This window comes from Alteromonas sp. B31-7, assembly GCF_015767655.1.
Classification (GTDB): domain Bacteria; phylum Pseudomonadota; class Gammaproteobacteria; order Enterobacterales; family Alteromonadaceae; genus Alteromonas; species Alteromonas australica.
The window spans coordinates 1,505,013-1,528,199 of the sequence record NZ_CP065233.1 but is presented as its reverse complement, the minus strand read 5'-3'; the positions used below and the strand labels follow the sequence as shown (position 1 = coordinate 1,528,199).

Annotated in this window: 16 protein-coding genes and 5 tRNA genes; 4 read left to right on the top strand and 17 right to left on the bottom strand. The window is 44.6% G+C overall.

Annotated elements, in window-relative coordinates; all coding sequences use genetic code 11:
- Positions 1-9: 9 nt before the first annotated feature.
- The 4 genes from lspA to murJ form a co-directional block, all read right to left on the bottom strand.
- A complete protein-coding gene (lspA, locus tag IUA53_RS06425) occupies positions 10-570 on the bottom strand; it encodes a signal peptidase II (RefSeq protein WP_044448012.1) in 561 nt (186 codons plus the stop codon).
- Positions 563-3,382, bottom strand: coding sequence for an isoleucine--tRNA ligase (ileS, locus tag IUA53_RS06420; RefSeq protein WP_196898815.1), 2,820 nt, complete (start codon positions 3,380-3,382; stop codon positions 563-565). The genes lspA and ileS overlap by 8 nt, the downstream gene beginning before the upstream one ends.
- 110 nt (positions 3,383-3,492) lie before the next feature.
- Positions 3,493-4,413, bottom strand: coding sequence for a bifunctional riboflavin kinase/FAD synthetase (gene ribF, locus IUA53_RS06415; protein WP_044057578.1), 921 nt, complete (start codon positions 4,411-4,413; stop codon positions 3,493-3,495).
- Between the two features lie 78 nt (positions 4,414-4,491).
- Positions 4,492-6,051, bottom strand: coding sequence for a murein biosynthesis integral membrane protein MurJ (gene murJ, locus IUA53_RS06410; protein WP_196898813.1), 1,560 nt, complete (start codon positions 6,049-6,051; stop codon positions 4,492-4,494).
- 347 nt (positions 6,052-6,398) lie between these two features.
- Here murJ and rpsT point away from each other — a divergent pair, with 347 nt between their 5' ends.
- Positions 6,399-6,662 (top strand): 30S ribosomal protein S20, encoded by a 264-nt coding sequence (rpsT, locus tag IUA53_RS06405; protein WP_044057580.1) that lies wholly within the window; start codon positions 6,399-6,401, stop codon positions 6,660-6,662.
- 83 nt (positions 6,663-6,745) lie between these two features.
- On the opposite strand, the gene IUA53_RS06400 is transcribed toward rpsT, so the two are convergent.
- Positions 6,746-7,498 (bottom strand): SDR family oxidoreductase, encoded by a 753-nt coding sequence (locus IUA53_RS06400; protein WP_044057581.1) that lies wholly within the window; start codon positions 7,496-7,498, stop codon positions 6,746-6,748.
- A gap of 297 nt (positions 7,499-7,795) precedes the next feature.
- Here IUA53_RS06400 and IUA53_RS06395 point away from each other — a divergent pair, with 297 nt between their 5' ends.
- Together IUA53_RS06395 and IUA53_RS06390 are read left to right on the top strand one after the other, a co-directional pair.
- Positions 7,796-8,596 (top strand): UDP-2,3-diacylglucosamine diphosphatase, encoded by an 801-nt coding sequence (locus IUA53_RS06395; protein WP_044057582.1) that lies wholly within the window; start codon positions 7,796-7,798, stop codon positions 8,594-8,596.
- A gap of 150 nt (positions 8,597-8,746) precedes the next feature.
- On the top strand, positions 8,747-10,465 hold the full coding sequence (locus IUA53_RS06390; RefSeq protein ID WP_196898811.1) for a GNAT family N-acyltransferase: 1,719 nt from the start codon (positions 8,747-8,749) through the stop codon (positions 10,463-10,465).
- A 134-nt stretch (positions 10,466-10,599) separates the two neighbouring features.
- Here the strand turns inward: IUA53_RS06390 and dapE are convergent, their stop codons facing one another.
- The 12 genes from dapE to IUA53_RS06330 all read right to left on the bottom strand — a co-directional run bounded on the left by dapE (position 10,600) and on the right by IUA53_RS06330 (position 21,959).
- Entirely contained in the window at positions 10,600-11,769 is a 1,170-nt protein-coding gene (gene dapE / locus IUA53_RS06385) for a succinyl-diaminopimelate desuccinylase (protein WP_196898809.1), read from the bottom strand.
- Between the two features lie 452 nt (positions 11,770-12,221).
- Positions 12,222-14,114: a SurA N-terminal domain-containing protein gene (locus IUA53_RS06380; protein WP_196898807.1), complete on the bottom strand. Its 1,893-nt coding sequence runs from the start codon at positions 14,112-14,114 to the stop codon at positions 12,222-12,224.
- A 266-nt stretch (positions 14,115-14,380) separates the two neighbouring features.
- Positions 14,381-14,653 (bottom strand): nucleoid-associated protein HU-beta, encoded by a 273-nt coding sequence (hupB, locus tag IUA53_RS06375; RefSeq protein ID WP_044057587.1) that lies wholly within the window; start codon positions 14,651-14,653, stop codon positions 14,381-14,383.
- A 305-nt stretch (positions 14,654-14,958) separates the two neighbouring features.
- A complete protein-coding gene (gene lon / locus IUA53_RS06370; protein WP_044448021.1) occupies positions 14,959-17,313 on the bottom strand; it encodes an endopeptidase La in 2,355 nt (784 codons plus the stop codon).
- A gap of 382 nt (positions 17,314-17,695) precedes the next feature.
- A complete protein-coding gene (gene clpX, locus IUA53_RS06365; protein ID WP_044057589.1) occupies positions 17,696-18,970 on the bottom strand; it encodes an ATP-dependent protease ATP-binding subunit ClpX in 1,275 nt (424 codons plus the stop codon).
- Between the two features lie 74 nt (positions 18,971-19,044).
- On the bottom strand, positions 19,045-19,674 hold the full coding sequence (clpP, locus tag IUA53_RS06360) for an ATP-dependent Clp endopeptidase proteolytic subunit ClpP (protein ID WP_044057590.1): 630 nt from the start codon (positions 19,672-19,674) through the stop codon (positions 19,045-19,047).
- A gap of 98 nt (positions 19,675-19,772) precedes the next feature.
- Positions 19,773-21,077 carry a trigger factor gene (gene tig / locus IUA53_RS06355; protein ID WP_044057591.1) on the bottom strand — a complete coding sequence of 435 codons (1,305 nt, stop codon included), beginning with the start codon at positions 21,075-21,077 and terminating at the stop codon, positions 19,773-19,775.
- 323 nt (positions 21,078-21,400) lie between these two features.
- A tRNA-Pro gene (locus tag IUA53_RS06350) sits at positions 21,401-21,477 on the bottom strand.
- 47 nt (positions 21,478-21,524) lie between these two features.
- A tRNA-Leu gene (locus IUA53_RS06345) sits at positions 21,525-21,609 on the bottom strand.
- 7 nt (positions 21,610-21,616) lie between these two features.
- A tRNA-His gene (locus IUA53_RS06340) sits at positions 21,617-21,692 on the bottom strand.
- Positions 21,693-21,781: 89 nt separating this feature from the next.
- Positions 21,782-21,858: transfer RNA gene (locus tag IUA53_RS06335), tRNA-Arg, on the bottom strand.
- A gap of 24 nt (positions 21,859-21,882) precedes the next feature.
- Positions 21,883-21,959: transfer RNA gene (locus IUA53_RS06330), tRNA-Pro, on the bottom strand.
- A 372-nt stretch (positions 21,960-22,331) separates the two neighbouring features.
- Between IUA53_RS06330 and folD the strand changes: the two genes are divergently transcribed.
- Positions 22,332-23,186, top strand: a complete 855-nt coding sequence (gene folD, locus IUA53_RS06325; protein WP_044057592.1) for a bifunctional methylenetetrahydrofolate dehydrogenase/methenyltetrahydrofolate cyclohydrolase FolD — start codon at positions 22,332-22,334, stop codon at positions 23,184-23,186.
- Position 23,187: the final 1 nt, after the last annotated feature.

The following is a 23,187-nucleotide window of genomic DNA, read 5'->3' as shown; positions in this document are numbered from 1 at the left end:
GGCCTCCGGTTACTTCTGTGAGGTATTGGGTGCGTCAGTTTTTTTGTTCTTATCACCGTTTTTGATCATGTCGATAATAAGTAACGCAGCACCAATAAAAATAGCACTATCTGCAATATTGAACGCAGGCCAGTGATAACCGTTCACGTAGAAATCTAAAAAGTCGATAACGTAACCATGCACAAGTCTGTCATAAACATTGCCCAAGGCGCCACCGAGAATAAAAGAAAATGCCACCGGCAGAAGGGTTTGGTTTTTAGGCGACTGCTTAAGCCACCACAAAATAACCCCACTCACTGCCATCGCAATGGCCGTGAAAAACCAGCGTTGCCAACCACCTGCACTGTCTAGAAAACTAAAAGCAGCGCCGTAGTTATGTACATAGGTTAAATTGAAAAAAGGCAGAACCTGCACTGATTGATACAGTGAAAGGCTATCCATTACCGCATATTTGCTCCATTGATCTAAGGCAAATGACAGTATGCTTATCCATAAAAAGCGCAGCCCGGTTTGTCGAAATATCGACAAACCAGACGCTGACGGGTTGGAGGCTGGCGCAGAATTATGCATACTTGCGCGCTTCCCCTTCGCCTTCAATGTTTGTAACACAACGGCCACATAACGCTTCGTGCTCCTCATGTGAGCCCACATCTTCACGATGGTGCCAGCAGCGTACACATTTTTCGCCACTCGCCTTGCCTACGGTTAACCATAAACCGTCAACGCTTGTTTCTTTGGCACCTTCTGGCGCGCTATCTACTTTGGTAAGTGTTGCGCCTGACGTAATGAGAACAAAGCGAAGCTCGTCTTCTAATTTAACCAGCACGTTATATAGCGATTCAGACGCATATAGTTCAATGCTTGCTTCTAAAGACCCACCTAGCTCGCCATCTTTACGGGCTTGTTCCATTGCTTGGTTTGCCGCGTCTTTCACGCTTAAGACTTGATGCCATAGGTCATCGTTAAATGTATCGCTTTGGGTAAAGCCATTAAAACCTTCATACCAAGTTTCGGTAAATACAAACTCGCTGCGTTCACCTGGCAAGGTTTCCCAGATTTCTTGCGCGGTAAAGCTCGTAATGGGCGCCATCCAACGTACCAGCGCTTCCACAATGTGGTACATCGCCGTTTGACATGAGCGACGCGCAAGACCATCGGCTTTCGCGGTGTATTGACGGTCTTTAATTACGTCCAAGTAGAACGAACCCAATTCGATTGAACAAAAATGCATGAGCTTTTGCGATACCACTAGCAAGTCATATTTATCATACGCTTCGATAAGTTCTGCTTGCAGCGCTTTAGCACGGGCAACAATCCATCGATCCAGTGCCACCATATCTTCTTCAGCCACAGCATCTTCTACTTTAAAGCCATTTAAGTTTGCCAGTAGGAAGCGTGACGTGTTGCGAACACGACGATAAGAATCTGCTGCGCGCTTAAGAATTTCATCGGATACTGCAATTTCTCCGCGGTAATCTGTAGACGCGACCCAAAGGCGAAGAATATCAGCGCCTAGCTTATTAGTAACTTCCTGAGGTGCAACAACATTACCTACCGACTTCGACATTTTTCTGCCGTGTGCATCTACCGTAAAGCCATGGGTTAACACTTCTTTGTAGGGCGCATGTCCATGCATGGCGGTTGACGACATCAATGACGACATAAACCAACCACGGTGCTGGTCTGAACCCTCTAGGTACAAATCAGCAGAAGCCGGAATATCATCGCGACGGTCTACAACAAAGTAGTGGGTGACGCCTGAGTCGAACCACACGTCTAACGTGTCAGTGACTTTTTCATAATTATCTAGCTCGCCCGCCAGTAGCTCAGCGTCATCCAGATCCCACCAGGCTTGAATGCCTTTAGCTTCAATTTCAAGGGCGACTTTTTCCATTAATGCAGCAGACTCAGGGTGAATTTCACCGGTGAGTTTATGCACGTAAAGAGGAATGGGCACGCCCCAGGTACGCTGACGTGAAATACACCAGTCAGGACGGCCCTCTACCATTTTCTCAATGCGGTTTTGGCCCCAATCAGGGATCCATTTAGTTTGCTTAATTTGCGCTAGGGATTCAGCTCGTAGGCCTTTTTTATCCATGCTGATAAACCACTGAGGCGTAGCACGGAAAATAATGGGCGTTTTGTGACGCCAGCAATGTGGATAGCTGTGCTCGTATTTAACATTAAGAACAAGGTTACCCTTTTCTTTTACCGTTTCAATGATTTCATCGTTGGCTTTAAATACGAACTTACCCGCAAATAGCGGTGTATTTTCCAAATAAACACCGTTGTTGCCCACGGGGTTATAAACTTCGATATCGTACTGTTTACCTACATTGAAGTCGTCCACACCATGTGCAGGTGCTGTGTGAACACAACCCGTACCTGAATCGGTGGTAACGTGCTCACCCAAAATAAGAGGGACTTCTAGGTCAAGAAATGGGTGATTGACTTTAAGCTTGTCTAACGCAGCACCTGTACATGTTGCCACTTCCCGGAAATCCTCTACACCGTAGCGGGTCATGCAGCTTTCAAGCAAATCTTGCGCAACCACTAGCCATTCACCTGACGGTTGTACTTCTACAATGGCGTAAGTCAGTTCAGGGTGTAGGCTGATTGCGCGGTTAGCAGGGAGCGTCCACGGTGTGGTGGTCCAAATAACAACGCCCGCTTTGTGGTCAGTCAAATCATGGGTTGAAACACCGAACGCTTGTGCAATGTCGGCGGTATCGGCAACCGGAAACTTCACGTCAATGGCTGGCGATACTTTATCTTTATACTCGACTTCTGCTTCAGCCAGTGCTGAACCACAATCGGTACACCAATGCACTGGCTTAAACCCTTTTTCTAAATGGCCAGAATCAACGATTTTGCTAAGTGCACGGATAATGTCGGCTTCAGATTTGAAGTCCATGGTTTTATACGGGTTGTCCCATTCGCCGAACACACCTAAGCGTTTAAAATCGGCCATTTGACCGTCAATTTGCTTTTGTGCGTATTCGCGACATTTTTGACGAAACTCCGCTGCCGTGACCTTTTTACCCGGTTTGCCTACTTTCTTTTCTACCATCAACTCAATAGGTAGACCATGGCAATCCCAACCTGGCACATAAGGAGAATCGAAATCAGACAGGTTCTTCGATTTGACAATAATGTCTTTTAGAATTTTGTTAACCGCGTGACCAATATGGATATCGCCATTTGCATAAGGAGGGCCATCATGAAGAATAAAAGGCTTTTTGCCTTTTTTCGCTTCACGGATTTTTGAATATACCCCTTTTTCCTGCCAGTCTATAAGCATTTTAGGCTCGCGCTGGGCTAGGTTACCGCGCATTGGAAAGGCGGTTTCTGGAAGATTTAATGTGGCTTTGTAATCACTCATAAAATTGTAGTATCCGGTTACCTTTAATAATACCCGATACCGGAGTTGGTATCGTTAAGGCGTGTATTGGTCAAAACGGTTTCGCTGCGAGCAGACTTTATCACGTTTAACTATTCTAATAACAGGCGCGCTTGGTTTGCGTCCTGCTGTATTTGGTCTTTTAGTGCCTCAAAAGAAGCAAATTTTTGTTCATTTCGAATTTTAGCCACGGGATAGACCCATATTGGCTTCCCATAGAGGTCGCTTGCTAAATCGAAGATATGCACTTCTAATTGATTTCTTTCACCGTCTAGTGTGGGACGAGTGCCAATATTGGCCACGCCCTTGTGCATTTCATTGTTTATTAATACACGCACGGCGAATACCCCATGAATGGGGGTGCGACAGCGCTTTAACAATACATTTGCGGTAGGAAAACCGATGGTACGGCCCTTCTTCTCACCATGTACTACCTTGCCATAAATTGCGAAGGGCCTGCCGAGCATGTCTTCCGCCAAACTAAAATCGCTGGCATCCAAGGCACTGCGCACTGCCGTTGAGCTAATACGATGCGCATGCATCATGAAGCTTTGTGTGCTGACGACCTCAAACCCGTACATTCGGCCAGCGGCTTGTAGCATAGCAAAATCACCTTTACGCCCATTGCCGAAGCGAAAATCATCACCCACCACCAAAAACTTAACCCCCAGTTTGTCCACCAGCAGGTCATGCACAAATGTATCGGCACTTTGGCGAGCAAAGTCGGCATTGAAGCGAACTGCAAGTAACCTGTCTACCCCTTGCGTTTTTAAAAGCTCGTATTTTTCTCTTAACGGGCTAATACGCGCGGGTGCCCGATGAGGTGTAAACACCTCCTCTGGTTGAGGTTCAAACACCATCACAGTCGCGGGTAAATCAAGCGCACGTGCTTTTTCAAGCACATTACTCAGTACCGCTTGGTGCCCAAGATGCACCCCATCGAACTTGCCGATAGTGAGCACGCAACCGCGATGAGAAGGTTTTACGTTATTAAGCCCGCGGATAAATTCCACAATTAGCTACTGCCTTTGTTTACTGCTTGAATAATGAAAGCTCGCGATTATAAACGACCCAGCTAGGATTACCAATAATCAGCCGCCTCCACTTCTAAAATGTCGTGGTCTTGCGCCTAAAACAAGCATACAAAGCCCAAATGTCACCACAGATACCCCAATGGTTAACGCCACATGACTCACTTGTGCAACGAAGTCGAGATTAAAAAACGCCACGCCTTCATCACGATAAAATATGACTAACCCCATGGCAACGCTTGCCAATAATACTCGGGCGATAAACCCTACGGATGTTCTGCTTAATACAAACACACCCTGTTTATGCAACGTCAAATAAAGCAAAAAGGCATTTAACGTGGCCGATAAGCTGGTAGCAATGGCTAAACCAATATAACCAAAAGGAAGGGCAAAAATTAAATTGAACACCATATTCGCTATCATGCACCAAATACCAAATTTAACCGGGGTTTTTGTATCCTGACGGGAGTAAAAACCAGGCGCGAGAACTTTAACCAGCATAAAACTAAGCAGCCCAAACGCGTAGGCAGTAAGTGAATAAGAGGCCATGGTAGCGGTGTGGGCAGTAAACGCGCCACGCTGAAATATTACCGTTAATATGGGCCGCGCCATGGTAGCCAGCCCCACCGCCGCGGGTATACCTAATAGGCATACCATTCTAAATGCCCAGTCAATATTGGCTGCAAATGCCTTGGGATCTTTACTAACATGATTTCGTGATAATGCGGGCAAAATCACAGTGGCAATAGCAATACCAAACAAGCCCAGCGGAAATTCTAATAAGCGGTCAGAATAATACAGCCAACTAATGGAGCCCGTAACGAGAAAACTCGCAATAAAGGTGTCGAACAATAAATTGATTTGCCCCACAGACACGCCGAATAATGCGGGGATCATTAATGTTCTTACTTTCACTACATTTTTATCGTGCCAGCCCCATTTTGGCTTAACCAGCAAACCTGCACGAAAAAGAAACGGCAACTGAAAACTAAATTGCACAATTCCGCCTAGAAATACCCCCCAGGCTAGTGCAAAGGCCGGCTGCTCTAATTCAGGCGCCAAATAAATAGCGCACAAGATAATACAAACATTGAGCAGTACTGGGGTAAAGGCTGCCACGGCAAATTTATTTAAGGTATTTAAAATTGCCCCAGCTAACCCAGTAAGAGAAATAAAAGCCAGGTAGGGGAAGGTTATTTTTAGCATCGTGGAGGCAAGTAAATATTTATCTCCCGCTGGTTCGCCGTTTAGCCAAGATAAAAACCACCCGGTACCGAATAGCGCAGCCAATAGAGGGGACGCCACTATGCCTATGAGTGACACTACAAAAACAATAGCACCTAAAGTACCTGAGATTTTAGCAACAAAAGCACGAAGTTCGGCTTTATCATCTTGTTGGTGAACTTCTGTTAATACCGGAATAAAGGCTTGCGCAAACGCCCCTTCGGAAAAAAGACGACGTAGGAAATTGGGAATTTTATTGGCGAAGAAAAATACATCTGCCGCCGCTCCGTCTCCCATTAGACGGGCAACCACAACATCTCTTGCCAATCCAAGAATACGCGATAACAACGTCATCACGCTAACAACAAGCCCTGATTTAATTAACTTTCGAGACACCCATGTCGCCTTTTTTTGATAAATCATTTCAGTACGAAGCGTGACATAATAGCGAAAGGCAGTGTGCGGCGAAATGCCTTATTAAAAATAAGGTGCATCTTGTGCGGATAATTTGCTATAATCCGCGCCCGTTGTGGGTAGCAGTGAAGGCTTAGCCATTACGAACCTGTAAGTCGCAAACGATATATTCTTTAAGTTCGATTGATAAAAACCCGTAAATGCACCTTATATATAAGGTAAGTGAAAGGTTTTCATCACGTAGGGATAAAATCGTTTGACATTTACCTGTTTGCTAGGCACAATCCGCACCCTCGTTTTTGACATGAATTTATTTTGGGAGTTACACCTTGGCTAACATTAAGTCTGCTAAGAAGCGTGCAATCCAAGCCGAAAAGCGTCGCCAGCACAACGCTAGCCGTCGTTCAATGACTCGTACAAGCATCAAAAAAGTAGTTGCTGCTATCGCTAGTGGCGATAAAGAAGGTGCACAAGCTGCACTCGCTGCTGCTGCTCCTGTACTTGACAGAATGGCTACTAAAGGCTTGATTCACAAGAACAAAGCTGCTCGTCATAAGAGCCGTCTAGCTGCACAAATTAAAGCACTAGGCTAATCTTAAAGATTAGTAGTTAAAAAAGCGCCTATTGGCGCTTTTTTTGTATCTTTTACGTTTGCTACGTACACACTCGTCACATACTAACTCATTTTTCTTATACTGCTTGCCGGTGCAATCCGCATTACCCAATGAAGCAAAGCCCAAGGCCAGCTAGGTACATAAGCATTCGCTTTTTCTTTATTGATGGCTTTGACTAACGCACGACACCCCACATCGGTATCCACAATAAAAGGCACTTTTTCCACTTTTTCGTTAATTTCACTGCGGATAAAGCCCGGATGAATGCAGCTTACGTTGATGGGTGTATGCATCACATCCATTCTTATGCCCTCTGTCATTGAGGTTAAGCCTGCTTTTGTTGCCGCATATACCGTCATAGCCCGTCGAAAACCTCGCACTGCGCTAATAGATGAAATAGTCACAAGATGGCCAGAATTTTGTGCTCTAAAAATAGCCATGGCAGCTTCACACTGAGCAAGCGCAGAGACAAAATTTGTAATCGCGGTTTGTTTATTGGCATGAAAATACCCTGTGCCAATGGAAGCGCCTTTTCCCATTCCCGCATTCACAATAACTCTGTCCACCTGCCCCATGTCTTCCTTAAAATCGTTGAACACGTCAAACACAGCATCATGATCGTTTACATCGAGCGAGCGAATAAAAACCTGAATATTGGCATTTATCTCAAGCAACTCATTCCTTAAGCTTTCTAAGTTCTCAAAACGGCGGGCACAAAGCGCAAGATTGCACCCTTGTTTAGCGAACTCAATCGCCATACCTTTACCTAAGCCAGAACTGGCGCCTGTTATCAGAATATTTCGTCTTATTGTCATTATCTTTTCCTGATGTCATCTTGTTTTTCACCACGCAAACGTCGGTAACTTGCGTGAGTTGGCTGTTGCAGTAAACCAAGCACTGCATCTAGGTTTTATTTACCATTGAATCAGTCTACTGCCTTTATACTCAAATAAAAATGATGCCTGATGATAAGAAGCTATAAATCCAATTCATAGTGGGTGCCTTTAAATGTAAAGACCGGGTTTGTAACACAATGGTCAAGCAAGCGTCACGGTTCTGTCAATTAGTGGCCATATAGTGGCGTTCCAAGGCAATCGCTTTGGGACCTTGCTATGAAGAAAACACACTATCGCACACTTTGGCTTTCAGACATTCACTTGGGTAACCGTGACTGTAAGGCTGAGTACCTCTTGTCATTTTTGAACAATATTACCGTGGATACCCTTTATTTGGTGGGTGACATTGTGGATATGTGGCAAATGACAAAACAATTTCGCTGGCCGAAAACACACAATCAAGTGATGCACAGACTTATGCAAATGGGTCAAGAAGGCACTCGTGTTGTGTATCTTCCTGGCAATCACGATGAACCTATTCAGTCATATTCCGGCATGGCATTTGGTGACATCGAAATTGAGCGTCAACTGGTACACACTACCGCACAGGGCAAACGTTACCTGGTGCTGCACGGCGACCAGTTTGATGGCGAAGTTACCATGGGTAAATTCCACGCATGGATTGGCGACAAAGGCTACGATTTACTCTTGTTTCTCAACCGTGAATACAACCGTTTCAGAAGCTGGAGAAAGCGAGAGTATTGGTCTTTAGCAGGCTACATCAAAAAGCACATTAAAGGCGCCAACGAGGCGATTGCTCGCTATCGAGAAGCCTGCTGCCAACGGGCAGCTGAAATGCAGCTTGATGGTGTTATTTGTGGCCACATCCACCACCCAGAAAGCAGTATGGAAAAGGGAATTCACTATATTAACGATGGTGACTGGGTTGAAAATTGTAGTGCCCTTGGCGAAGACATGGAGGGGAACTTATCACTTATTTATTATTTAGAAGAAATGGAAAGCACAAATAACGTCACCCCTATCAAGGCAAAAGCCTCTACCTCGAAAGCAGCATAACTCATCTGAATAGAGGCACACCGAATGTAGTGTGCCTTCCCTTCAATGCGAAAAAGCAATGCCGAAAAACCAATGTCAAATAAGTGACATCAAACTGTGTGAAAAACGTCACATTGCCCTGTTAAAGTTCGCCAAAAACCGAGAATGACTATGTTTACTGTTGATGAAGTACTAAATAAACACTACCCTCAGGTGGCAAATAATCCGTTATTATTCAAGTCGCTGTCTTTTGTATTGCGACATTTACTCCATGAGCGAGAAATTACGGAGTTTGGTGAAACCTACCCGCACTATGAAGATATTGATTTTGTAGAGCAAGTGCTTGAATACTTCAATATCAGTTATTCTACCCGCGACGTTGAAAAAGAGCGTATTCCTACCGAAGGACGGGTTGTCATTATCGCGAACCATCCCATAGGCTCGCTGGATGCATTGGCGCTGATTAAACTGGTTAGCGAAGTTAGGCACGATTTAAAAGTGGTGGCTAACCAAATGCTTATGGCCATCGAGCCCCTGCACGATATGTTGCTTCCCGTTAATAACATGCAAGGCGGCACGCCAAAACAACACTTATCTGCCATTCAATCTCACCTAAAATCAGAAGGTGCTGTACTGATTTTCCCTGCTGGGGAAGTTTCCCGCTTACGCCCGCAAGGCGTAAGAGATACACGCTGGCACTCTGGTTTTCTGCGCATGGCACGACAAGCGAAGTCCCCTATCCTTCCCGTGTATATTGATGCCAAAAATAGTCCGCTATTTTATGGTGTATCTATGGTGTACAAACCGCTGGCCACCGCATTGCTAGTAAAAGAAATGTTTAAACAGCGCAAAAAACACCTTCCTATGCGTATTGGTGAACTCATCCCGTTTGAGTCATATCAGCAAACCACTATTTCGCTTAAAGATCAGGTAAAACTATTTAAACGCCACTTGTATCGTATAGGCAGCAATAAAAAGGGCATATTTGACACCCAGGCCCCCGTCGCCACGCCAGAAGACAGAAAGGAACTTTCACGGGCGATAAAACAGTGTGAGCACCTTGGTCAAACAACCGATGGTAAGTCTATCTACTTGTACCAACACAAAAATTGTTCTCCCATCATGCGAGAGATTGGTCGCCTGCGTGAAATTGCCTTTCGCGCCGTGGGCGAAGGTACCAATAAACGTCGCGACATCGACACCTACGATAGCCACTATTATCATTTGGTTTTGTGGGATGAAGTAGACTTAGAAATTGTTGGCGCTTATCGATTTGGCGATGCTCAATTGCTTACCCAAGAAGATCACCCAACAGGCTTATACTCTGCCACCCTCTTTGACTACAAAGAGGGTAACGACGCTCTGTTTGAGCAAGGGCTAGAGCTAGGACGAAGCTTTGTGCAACCTCGCTATTGGGGTAAACGCAGTTTAGACTATCTGTGGTTTGGTATTGGCGCATTTCTCAATCAATACCCTAAATATCGCTACCTATTCGGAGCAGTGTCACTCAGTAATGCCTACCCGCAACCGGCGAAGGATCTTATTGTTCAGTTTTACTCCACTTACTTTCCAGCCAAGTTCGGTCATGCAGAATGCAAACGCCCTTACCAAATGTCTCAGGAAATCATCCATACTTTTACTGGCAATGACTACAAAGCTGAGTTTACGCAACTTAAGCACTTGCTCGCTAATATGGGGGTTAATGTTCCTACCTTATACAAACAATACAGTGAAGTATGCAAAGAAGGAGGCGTGGCTTTCTTAGGCTTTAACGTTGACCCAGATTTCAATGACTGTATTGATGGTTTAGTGGTGGTAGATTTAGAGACCTTAACCACCAAAAAGCGTAAACGCTATTTAGGCGACGTAAACTTAAAACAATCGGCCTAACCACGGAGACGGTAATGCTTGTTCATCAAAAGAGCGCCTATCTATGTGATAGGCGTTTTTTATAGGTCAATATTCTATCTAATGGTGCCGGCCTACCCTCAAGCGGCCTCGGAAAATTAGCGCAGGCGGCGAATTTATCCCGTTAAACTCAATAGCACATCAGTGTAGATGTCTTCTAAGGTGACTAAGTCCGATAAGTGAATATGTTCATTAATTTGGTGAATAGTGTCATTAGGCACGCCCACTTCTACCACTTGTGTTTGCTCGCTGGCAAAGAAGCGCCCGTCGGACGTGCCACCAGAGGTGCTTACCACAGGGTAACGCCCGGTGGCGTTACGAACCGCTCGCTCAACGAGGTTAATTAAACAAGCGCCGTCTTTGCTCTGCGTCGTGATATAAGGTTCACAAGGGCGAGACCAGGTTAACGTGGCATTAGCGTCTACACTTTTTACCAATTGTGTTAATAAATCGCTTAAGGTTTGTTCGTTATATTGCCACGAGTAGCGAACATTAAACTCAATGCGCGCTACACCAGGAACTAAATTATCAGTAAATTTACCGCTGTCGATATGCGTCACTTGTAGGCTGGTTCCCGGAAAGTCCGCACTGCCTTCATCAAAGGCGTAACGGGTTAAGCTATTTACCACTGACGCGGCGATGTGAAGAGCGTTAACGCAGCTTTTCGGATAAGCCACGTGGCCTTGTTTGCCATGAATGGTAATCGCCCCAGACAACGAGCCTCTGCGTCCTACTTTAATGGTATCACCCGTATGCTGGGTGGCCGTTGGTTCGCCAACTAAACACATATCCAGGGTAACCTGCTGCTCTTTGAGATAGGATGCTATCCACTTAGAGCCGTACTCAGCCTCGCCTTCTTCGTCGCTAGTAATAAGCCACCAATAGCTAATTTCACCTTGGTTGAGATAAGCTATTGCTCTTTCGGTGGCCGCCAACATAGCAGAAAGCCCCGTCTTCATATCCGCTGCTCCTCGACCGTACAGCTTATTCTCACTGATAACGGGAGAAAAAGGTGGTGACTGCCATTTTGCTAAAGGACCGGGTGGCACAACATCAGTATGCCCTGAGAAAGCAAAATGCAAAGGGCCGTGTCCCCAACGGGCAATAAGGTTTGTGACGCCGTTAACCTTATGCTTAGTGCATGAAAAACCAAGCTTTTGAAGGCGATAAATGAGGTAACTTTGGCAACCCGCGTCTTTGGGTGTTATCGACTCGCGCGCCATAAGAACTTCTGCAAAATGTATACTTCTGGCCTCTTTAGCATGATGCGGTGCGGCTTGATTCATAATAACATTCAGTATTCAGATGACTTTGCTATATTAGACAAAGGGAAGATGACAGCGACATAACAGAAATGAGACAAGCCAATGACAAGCTTTGTGTCATCAAGGAAGTCCTTTTTATCTTTAAGAAGCGTAGTACTATAAGACGTACTCGCAATGATGGAGCTAATCTGTGTTAAAAATATTTGTCCTTATACCCATTTTACTTTCGTTACTCTGGTTGGGTTACCTTAAAGCTAACCATTATTCTGTGTCACAGGGTAAACAGGGCTTTATGTATATTTTGGTTTTATCTGCGGTCATTGCATTGTTTTATACCCTTATGTTGTTTCTTACACACTAAAAAGCCAGCCTAAATAAAAAGCCCTCAATTTATTGGATAGTCCAACTATTGAGGGCTTTTTATTTAGGCTGACTTTAAATATATGCGCACGTCACGCAGTTAATACGGCCTGTTATAGCGACGGGGAGATGGTGACATCCGCGTCGGCACGAAGCCCTTCTACAAATTGCTGGTAAACACGCTGACCATGCATAGCAGAGAGGCGTTGCTTCAATGTACTCGCCACACTCTCTTCTAACGCAGGTGCAGGATTAACATGAGTAAGTTCCACAATGGCTACGTCGCCACTTACCAGTGACACATAATCGTATTGACTACCTTCACCCAATGCCAATGTGAACATTTTATCCACAATAGCGCGATTTACTGTGCTGCCGGAACGAGCAATACCTTCTGCCGCTTCCCAGTTCAGTGATTTTTCAGCTAACGCGTCATCAATAGACTCGCCTTTTTGTAGCTGATTAACTCGCTCTCTCGCCCACGCTTGAGCAGCTTCTTGTGCTTTTTGGTCTTGAAGAGAAGCCACGATGCCTTCACGTACTTCCTCAAGCGATTGAGTACGTTGAGGTTCATGTTCAACCACTCTAACCACTACCACAGTTTCATCGTCAATTTCGATGATGTCACTATTTACACCCTCTTCAATAAGCTCTGAAGAAAACGCCGCTTCCAGTACTGCTGGATAGTCTAACGCTGTAGGCGCCATATTGCGGCTAAACAGCGCCGTTTCTTGCACTGTTGCATCAACGGCATTGGCCACATCTTCAAGCGTATCTGGTACTTCAAATGCAATTTCAGCCATTAGATTTTGATCTTCAAAATAGGCTTCCGTTGCTTTATCAAGTAATAACGACTCGCGAATATCGCTTTTTACATCTTCAAATGCTGTGGTGGTTGAAGGCTTTATGTCGGTTAGCTTTATAATATGAAAACCAAATTCGCTTTCTACCACGTCTGATACCTCACCGACGTTCTCAATAGCAAACGCAGCTTCATCAAACGCCGGATCCATAGCATCTTGCGTGATATAGTCTAAGTCACCACCAGCTTCTGCCGAAAAGCTGTCCTCAGAAGAGGTTTCAGCTAAGGTAGCAAAATCAGCCCCCGCTTTAATCTCAGCAAGTAATGCTTCAGCTTTTGCCCGGGCCGCTTCAGTGTCGTCGCCAAATTCAATAAGAATGTGCGAAACACGACGCTCTTCTTCCGTTTGGTAACCCGCTAAATTATTCTCGTAATAGCTGCGAACTTCATCATCATCTACAGATACGCGAGATTTCAGATCGTCAATAGATAACATCACATACGCTAATTTAACCTGCTCTTCAGTATCGAAAGCGGCAATATTTGCGTTGTAGTACGCATTAATATCATCTTCGGTAACCTCAACACCCTCAGAGAATGAGGCTGAATCAATAACAAGATAGTTAGCGTCACGAGTTTGGCCTTGCAGCGTATTGGCTAACTCAACTTCACCTTCCAACGCAAATGCAGAGTTAGTCAAAGCAGCAGCCAATTGATTTTGTGTCATTTGCGTACGCAAGTAATCACGGAAATCCGCTACTTGAAAGCCATTTTGACGCAAAATGGTTTGGAATCGTTGATTGTCGAATTGACCACCAAATTGGAATTCCGGCATTTGTGTGATGGTTTCTTTAATTTGCTCATCACTGACTCTAAGCCCTAATGCTACCGCTTCTTGCTGAATAAGCTTTTCGGCAATTAAACGGTCAAGAACATTGCGCTTAAAGTCACTTAGGTACTGCTCACTTGAAAATAACTGGGCAATACTTTCACCAAATTGAGACTCCATTTGCGCACGTTGATTTTGGTACGCTCGCTCTAATTCTTGTGCGGAAATCTCTTCGCCATTCACCGTTGCGACTGCGGTAGAACCTGATGAAGTCAGGTAGCTGCCTACGCCAGCAAAGACGAAACTTAATACGATGAGCGCAATAATGGCCATCGCCCAAGGGCCTTGAGAACCTTCTCTGATTCTTTCTAGCATGATTGTTCTTCAACTCCGTTGCTTACTACACTTACCAAGTACACAACCCTAAACGAATTACGCAATTACCTTGGCAAAATAAGCGCTGATTATAACCTAATACGTGGGAAGATAAATGGCCTAACATGAACTAATAACAATTAGATGGGAACAAGACGCATGCTTGTTGAAAGGACACTTAGCTTGCCTATGTAGTAGGCAGTGATATGACACTACAAATAAAAAAGGCGATGGACTAGCCATCGCCTTTTCAATAATATTATTGCTTAGTTACAAGCGTCTTTCAGTGCTTTACCAGCTTTGAAAGAAGGAACTTTCGCTGCTGAAATCTGAATAGTCTCACCAGTTTGTGGGTTACGGCCACTGCGAGCTGAACGTTCGCGAACTGAGAAAGTACCAAAACCTACTAGTGCTACCTGATCGCCTTCTTTTAGCGCTGCAGTAACTGAGTCAGTGAATGCATCAAGAGCGCGGCCAGCGGCTGCTTTAGAAATGTCTGCACCAGCAGCGATTTGGTCGATTAGTTGAGACTTGTTCACAATTATGATCCCCTTCGATTGTTATTATACTGTTTGTCCAAAACGATTTGATTGAACGTTATAGCAAGCTTGATCTTTAAGTTCAAGCAATCTGTCACAAATAGTTAACTTTTGTTGAATCGCTGCAATCCCTTTTGTGGCAAGGCTTCAAGCGAATACAAACTAAAGGTAACACAACTTCTGCGACTTGAAAGCCCTAATTTGAAAAAAAATGGCGATTTACAAAGGTTATGCACATTTTTTAAACAAATATTAAAGAAAAATGGCTGCACCCCTTTAAAATAAAGCGTTGCAGCCGGTTTTTTTTATGACTTAGTGACAACTTTAAATTTGTCTACTGGTTCTTGAAGTGCGATATCTAACACTTCATCTATCCACTTAACAGGATGAATACTTAAGTCTTTTTTCACATTTTCTGGAATTTCTTCCAAATCACGTTCATTGTCTTTCGGTATCACCACCGTTTTGATGCCACCACGATGTGCTGCCAGCAGTTTTTCTTTCAACCCACCAATGGCTAAAACCTCTCCACGCAGCGTTATTTCACCTGTCATGGCCACTTCGCATTTCACCGGGTTACCGGTCAATGTTGAAACGAGGGCGGTACACATAGCAATACCTGCACTAGGGCCATCTTTCGGTGTTGCCCCTTCTGGTACATGCACATGAATATCACGTTTCTCGTAAAAATCGTCGTTAATGCGAAGTTTTTCAGCACGGCTTCGCACGACTGTCATGGCCGCCTGAATAGACTCTTGCATGACATCCCCCAGTGACCCCGTAGAAGTCATCTTGCCTTTACCGGGTACCGCGGTGGTTTCTATTGTTAGTAAGTCACCACCTACCTGAGTCCAAGCTAGGCCAGTAACTTGTCCAATTTGGTTATCTTTGTCAGCCTTACCATAATCAAAACGTTGTACGCCTAAGTAATCTTTTAAGTTGTCTTGGTTAACCACCACTTTGTCTTTACTTTTCGTTAGCAGGATATCCTTCACTGCTTTACGACAAACCTTAGACACTTCACGTTCTAAGCTTCGTACGCCCGCTTCACGGGTGTAGTAGCGTATCATGCCAATTACAGCAGAATCGGTGATTTCCAACTCTTTTGCTTTTAAGCCATTACGCTCCATTTGCTTACCAATTAAATGATTCTTGGCAATATTGAGTTTTTCGTCCTCTGTGTAACCCGACAAACGAATCACTTCCATTCTATCTAGCAATGGCCCAGGGATATTCATGCTGTTAGACGTGGCAACAAACATGACATCAGACAAGTCATAGTCAACTTCAAGATAATGATCGCTGAAGCTGTTGTTTTGCTCAGGGTCAAGGACTTCCAATAGCGCTGACGCAGGATCACCACGCATATCTGAAGACATTTTGTCGATTTCATCTAACAAAAACAGTGGATTTTTTACGCCCACTTTTGCCATTTTCTGAATGAGCTTGCCAGGCAAAGAACCAATATATGTTCTTCTGTGTCCACGGATTTCCGCTTCATCACGTACGCCACCTAACGCCATACGAACGTATTTACGCCCGGTCGCTTTAGCCACTGACTGGCCAAGAGACGTCTTACCCACCCCTGGCGGCCCCACTAAACAAAGGATAGGACCCTTTAATTTTTTGACACGCTGCTGGACGGCAAGGTATTCAAGTATGCGCTCTTTAACTTTTTCGAGTCCGTAGTGGTCTTCATTAAGCACGACTTCCGCCCGTGACAAATCTTTCTTCACTGGCGAACGCTTATTCCACGGCACATTGGTAAGCCACTCTATGTAGCTACGAAGCACCGTGGCTTCCGCCGACATAGGCGACATCATTTTAAGCTTTTGCAGTTCAGATTTCGCTTTATCTTCGGCCTCTTTCGGCATTTTAGCGTCAGCAATTTTCTTCGAGAGGGCTTCAAATTCGTCAGGCGCGTCATCCAGTTCGCCTAATTCTTTTTGAATGGCTTTCATTTGCTCATTCAAATAGTATTCGCGCTGACTTTTTTCCATCTGCTTTTTAACGCGAGTACGAATTTTCTTCTCGACTTGCAATAAATCTATCTCGCCTTCCATCAAGGCCATAAGATATTCTAGGCGCTCATTCACCCCTTTCATCTCTAGTACTTTCTGTTTTTCAGTCAGTTTTAGAGGCATATGGGCCGCCATTGTATCGGCAAGGCGTGCAGCATCATCGATACCGTTTAGCGAGGTAAGTACCTCTGGTGGTATCTTTTTATTAAGTTTCACATAGCCTTCGAATTGAGATACGGCTGAGCGAATGAGGACTTCCTGTTCGCTTTCATCGATGGCTTCGTCTTCAATTTTAGACACGGTGGCCACGAAATAAGGTTCGGACTGTTCATAACTTTCTACCTGACCACGAACACTGCCTTCTACAAGTACCTTTACCGTGCCGTCAGGTAGTTTTAGCAACTGAAGAATGGTCGCTATGGTACCTACGTTGTAAATATCTTCTGATTCAGGTTCATCTACACTCGCGTCTTTTTGCGCAGCAAGAAAGATTTGCTTGTCATTGTCCATTGCCGCTTCTAAACAGCGGATTGATTTCTCACGCCCAACAAATAAGGGTATGACCATATGTGGATAAACGACCACGTCCCGCAAGGCAAGTACAGGAATTTCAATGCGATTCTCACGCTCAACTGTCATACGTGTTCTCTATTAGTTTGCAATGTCGATTTATATGGGGATGCAAAGTCAAAGTTCAATTAAAACTTATTAAAGTGCATGTAATCCCACCCTTTTACTTAACCATTATCGATTTTAGACCGCATGGCAACACTTAGTTAGTAAATCTGGCAGAAAGGATAGCTAAATTAAGACTGATAGCTTAAATATCCACCAAATGAGGTTGCTAGGGTTAATTTAATTTTGCCACCTCTTACTTTTTTAAAAGACGAAAAGGGAAGCATGAGTGGCCTTGGCTTTCGCCAAGATTCGATATTTTTTGAATGTTGAATGGGTGTGAGGAAAAGAAAGATAAGAGGGGCTAACAACAAAAAGGCCCTTAACGGGCCTTTTCTAAAATGGCTTACTCAGAAGCCGCTTTCTTTTCGTTACTGTCATAAATAAGAATGGGCTTAGACTCGCCGCGTATTACGGTTTCATCAATAACCACCTTACTGACATCGTCCATTGAAGGCAGCTCGTACATAGTGTCGAGTAGAACGGCTTCAACAATAGAGCGAAGGCCTCGTGCACCGGTTTTACGCTGCATGGCTTTTTTCGCAATAGCATGTAGTGCGTCGTCGCGAAACTCTAGCTCTACCTCTTCCATATCGAAAAGGGCTGCGTATTGCTTTGTAATCGCATTTTTAGGTTCACGAAGAATCTGAATTAACGCATCTTCGTTCAGCTCTTCAAGACTGGTTACTACCGGTAAACGCCCAATAAACTCGGGAATCAAGCCGTATTTAACCAAGTCTTCAGGTTCAACCTGTTTAAACAACTGACTAATTTCTTGCTTATTGTCTGTAGACTTCACTGATGCGCCAAAGCCAATGCCTGCGCCAGTTTGTGCTCGTTGCTCGATAACTTTATCAAGCCCTGCAAATGCACCACCGCAAATAAATAAGATTTTAGAGGTATCTACCTGAAGGAATTCCTGTTGAGGATGCTTGCGTCCACCTTGTGGAGGCACAGAGGCAACCGTTCCTTCAATAAGCTTAAGCAATGCTTGCTGTACACCTTCACCAGACACATCACGGGTAATAGATGGGTTGTCTGACTTACGAGAAATTTTGTCAATTTCATCAATGTATACAATACCGCGTTGCGCTTTTTCCACTTCATAGTCACATTTTTGCAGTAACTTTTGGATAATGTTTTCTACGTCTTCACCCACGTAACCGGCTTCAGTTAGCGTGGTGGCGTCTGCCATAGTGAAAGGAACGTCTAATAGCCGTGCTAGGGTTTCTGCCAGTAATGTTTTACCACTGCCTGTAGGGCCAATAAGCAAGATATTACTTTTGCCTAATTCAACCCCATCGTGCACGTCACCGTTACGTAAACGCTTATAGTGGTTATACACTGCTACCGACAATACCTTTTTGGCATGTTCTTGGCCAATAACGTAATCATCAAGGTGTGAATGAATTTCACTTGGTTTCGGTAAAGCATCCTGCTTTTGCTTTGGCGCGATTTCCTTGATTTCTTCGCGAATGATATCGTTACATAACTCTACACACTCGTCGCATATAAATACCGACGGGCCTGCAATTAATTTTCTTACTTCGTGTTGGCTTTTGCCACAAAACGAGCAGTACAGTAACTTGTTGTCACCATCACCGCTTTGTTTATCACTCATTACTTTTGCCTCTGCCTTGCCTGAACCTAAAACCAAAGTGTGCTTTGCACGTGTTCAGGACTACTATAACTATACTACTTAGTTGCGGCTGCGTCAGATCGATTTGTTAAAACCTGATCGATAAGGCCATACTCTTTAGCCTCGGTCGCACTTAGGAAGTTATCCCTATCAGTATCACGTGCTACTGTGTCGTAGTCTTGCCCTGTATGCTGAGCCATCAAGCGATTTAACTTCTCTTTAATAGACAAGATTTCTTTCGCATGAATTTCAAAATCTGATGCCTGGCCTTGGAACCCACCTAATGGCTGGTGAATCATTACGCGAGAATTAGGCAGACAGAAACGCTTGCCCTTCGCGCCTGCTGAAAGGAGGAATGCTCCCATGCTTGCAGCTTGCCCCATACACACGGTACTCACATCAGGCTTGATGAAGTTCATGGTGTCATAAATGGCCATTCCCGCGGTGACTGAACCACCAGGAGAGTTAATATAAAGGAAAATATCTTTCTCTGGATTTTCCGCTTCTAGGAATAACATTTGAGCCACAATCAGGTTTGCCATGTGGTCTTCAACTTGCCCTACTAAGAAAATAACGTTTTCTTTTAGCAGGCGAGAATAAATATCGTAAGAACGTTCCCCTTTGGAAGTTTGCTCTACTACCATAGGGACAAGTGCATTCATTGGATCGAACGGGGTATTAGTCATAGCTACCTTGATTATCTAGCGTTAAAAACAAAAATGCTCGGAAGGCTCCGAGCATTTAAGCAGTTGCTGATGGGTTAAGTCAATCAGACAGTAAAAAATTACGCCTGTTTGTTCATAACCTCGTCAAAAGCTTTTGTTACTTCGGTAACATTTGCTTGCTCAAGAACCCACTCAATAGCTTGCTCTTCAAGTGCAACGTTTTGCATTTGCTGCATAAGCTCTTGGTTGTTGTTGTAGTATTCTACCACTTCTTGTGGGTCTTCGTACGCTGAAGCAGCAGTTTCGATCATCTCGTTAACTTTCGCTTCATCAGCTTTAAGCTCGTTTTGCTTGATCACTTCACCAAGGATAAGGCCGATTGAAACACGACGCTTAGCATTGTCAGTGAATAGTTCAGCTGGAAGCTCAGGAAGGTTTTGACCACCGCCTTGTTGGCTGAAACGCTGCTTCGCTTGTTCACGCAGAGCGTTAACTTCTTGGTCGATAAGCGCTTGAGGAATATCAAATTCGTTTGCTTCAACAAGTTTAGCGATAACGTCTTCTTTAACCTGCGCTTTTAGCGTTTGGTTAAGTTCACGTTCCATGTTCTTACGAACTTCAGCTTTAAGCGCGTCAACACCGCCTTCTTCAACACCGAAAAGCTTGGCAAATTCTTCGTCTACTTTAGGTAGAGATTGGCCTTCCACTTTTTTCACGGTTGCTTGGAATACCGCTTCTTTACCTTTTAGGTTTTCAGCGTGATAATCTTCAGGGAAAGTCACTTCGATAGTCACTTCTTCACCCGCTTTCGCGCCAACCAACGGCTTTTCGAAACCAGGAATCATGCGGCCTTGACCCAGTTCTAGTGCGAAATCTTCAGCTTTACCACCTTCGAATTCTTCACCGTCAACCGTGCCTACGAAATCGATGATAACTTTGTCATCTTTTTTCGCTTTACGCTTAACTTCTTTCCAGCTAGCGTGCTGCTTTTGCAGGGTTTCCATCATGTTATCTAGATCTTCGTCAGTAATGTCTACTACTGGCTTTTCAATCTCGATATCGCTTACACCTTTCACTTCTACTTCAGGGTAAACTTCAAATGAGGCGACAAATTCAAGATCTTGTCCGTCTTCATCTTTCGTTAATTCAAACTTTGGCATGCCAGCAGGTTGAATTTTTTCCTGAACGATAGCTTGGTAGAAGTTTTGCTGCATTACGTCGCCAGCAACTTCTTGGCGAACCGCTTGGCCGAAACGTTTTTTAATTACGCTTACTGGAACTTTTCCTGGACGGAAGCCATTGATGCGTTGTGTTTTCGCCAACTGTTGTAGGCGTGACTTAACCGCTGAATCAACAGCGTCAGCTGGAACGCTGATAGTAAGACGGCGTTCTAAACCCTGGGTCGTCTCGACAGAAACTTGCATTATGTTACCTCAACTATACGCCTCTATAGGCGCTTGGTTCACAATCCCCTCTCCCGCTATGCCATCAATTTTGTGGCGGATCACATCGGGGTAGAGGTCGTTTTTGGCGTTTGTATTCCCAAAATTCAGCGCAGTATATCACTGCACTTCACTAACCTGAGACAAACGCACCGGTTAAAAAAAGACGCGGTAGTATACAGCCGCACTAAACAAGAGTCGAGAGGGAAACACAAGTTTGTAACACCCAATTGACCGAATAACAGACGATCGGTGCAAAATTCGTTGAAAACAAGGAGAAAAAAAGGAAATTGACGAAAGAAGAATGGTCGGTGAGACAGGATTTGAACCTGCGACCCCTTGTACCCAAAACAAGTGCGCTACCAAGCTGCGCCACTCACCGACGAGGATCTTTTAAAAAGAACTGCTTTTAAATTAAAGCATAAAATATGGTGCGGAAGGAGAGACTTGAACTCTCACGCCGTGAAGCACTGGAACCTAAATCCAGCGTGTCTACCAATTCCACCACTTCCGCAAAAAAGTGGGGTGGACGATGGGACTTGAACCCACGACAACCGGAATCACAATCCGGGGCTCTACCAACTGAGCTACGCCCACCATAGAGGTGCTTGCAATAAACAGTATGTGAATTGTAGACATACTATTTTGAAAATTCTACCACGCTGTCAGGACCTACCTGACCCGCATGGCGCGCCCGGCAGGATTCGAACCTGCGACCCACGGCTTAGAAGGCCGTTGCTCTATCCAGCTGAGCTACGGGCGCTCGGCGAATCTTCGCTTGCAAAAGTGGTCGGTGAGACAGGATTTGAACCTGCGACCCCTTGTACCCAAAACAAGTGCGCTACCAAGCTGCGCCACTCACCGACTATTGTAGCGGCGTTTGAAGCGTTTTGCCTCTGTGCCGTTACGGGGTGCGAATATTACTGACTTGCCCCCACCTCGTCAAACACTTTTTTAAATAAAAATCCCAACCGCTCACAAAGCAGGCATTATCGTGTTTTTTTAATCAATTTGATGGCTATTTATACATTATAAGGTGAATTAAGGCCTTTACCCTGCCCTTGTATGGGTAGAACGCTGTTGCATGTTTATTTGCGCAAAACGAAAAATAAAAAGAAAAAGCGAAAAAGTCTTTGAAGGAAGGTAACTATTTTATGCTTGCTACTGGTCTAAATAAGCCTATATGTGAAACAATAATGACCACTTGTTGATCACTATAGAAAGTATATCCCTTTTATGACCGCTCACCTAATTGATGGCAAGCTAATTGCCAAACAAGTTCGCCAACATGTTTCTTCATATGTAGACTCTTTAATTGAGGCTAAAAAAAGACAACCTGGCCTTGCCGTTGTTTTAGTAGGAAGTGATGCAGCTTCTCAAGTTTATGTGTCTAACAAACGAAAAGCGTGTGAAGAAGTGGGGTTTGTTTCTCGCTCTTTTGATTTGCCTGCAGACACGTCAGAAGAAAAGTTACTTTCTATCGTTGATGATTTAAATGCTGACAATGAAATAGACGGTATATTGGTACAACTGCCCTTACCAGCGGGTTTAAACGCTGAAAAAGTCTTAGAGCGCATTCACCCGCATAAAGATGTAGACGGATTCCACCCTTACAATATTGGCCGACTCGCGCAAAGAATTCCCGCACTACGCCCCTGTACCCCAAAGGGGATCATGACAATGATAGAGGCGACGAAGAGACCGGTAAAAGGTTTAGACGCCGTTATCATAGGTGCCTCAAATATTGTGGGCCGTCCTATGAGTTTAGAGCTACTACTGGCGGGTTGCACCGTGACTACCTGCCATAAATTCACGCAAGACTTAAAAGCGCATGTCAATCGTGCCGACCTTCTTGTGGTGGCGGTAGGAAAGCCTAACTTCATTCCTGGAGAGTGGATTAAGCCTGGCGCAATTGTTATTGATGTAGGTATCAACCGTATGGGCGATGGCTCGTTAGTGGGTGACGTTGAGTTTGAGAAAGCCAAGGAACGAGCGGGATGGATTACACCAGTGCCTGGGGGCGTAGGCCCAATGACAGTGGCAAGTCTCATTGAAAACACGCTAGAAGCGTACGTAAAGTTCCATTCTTAAT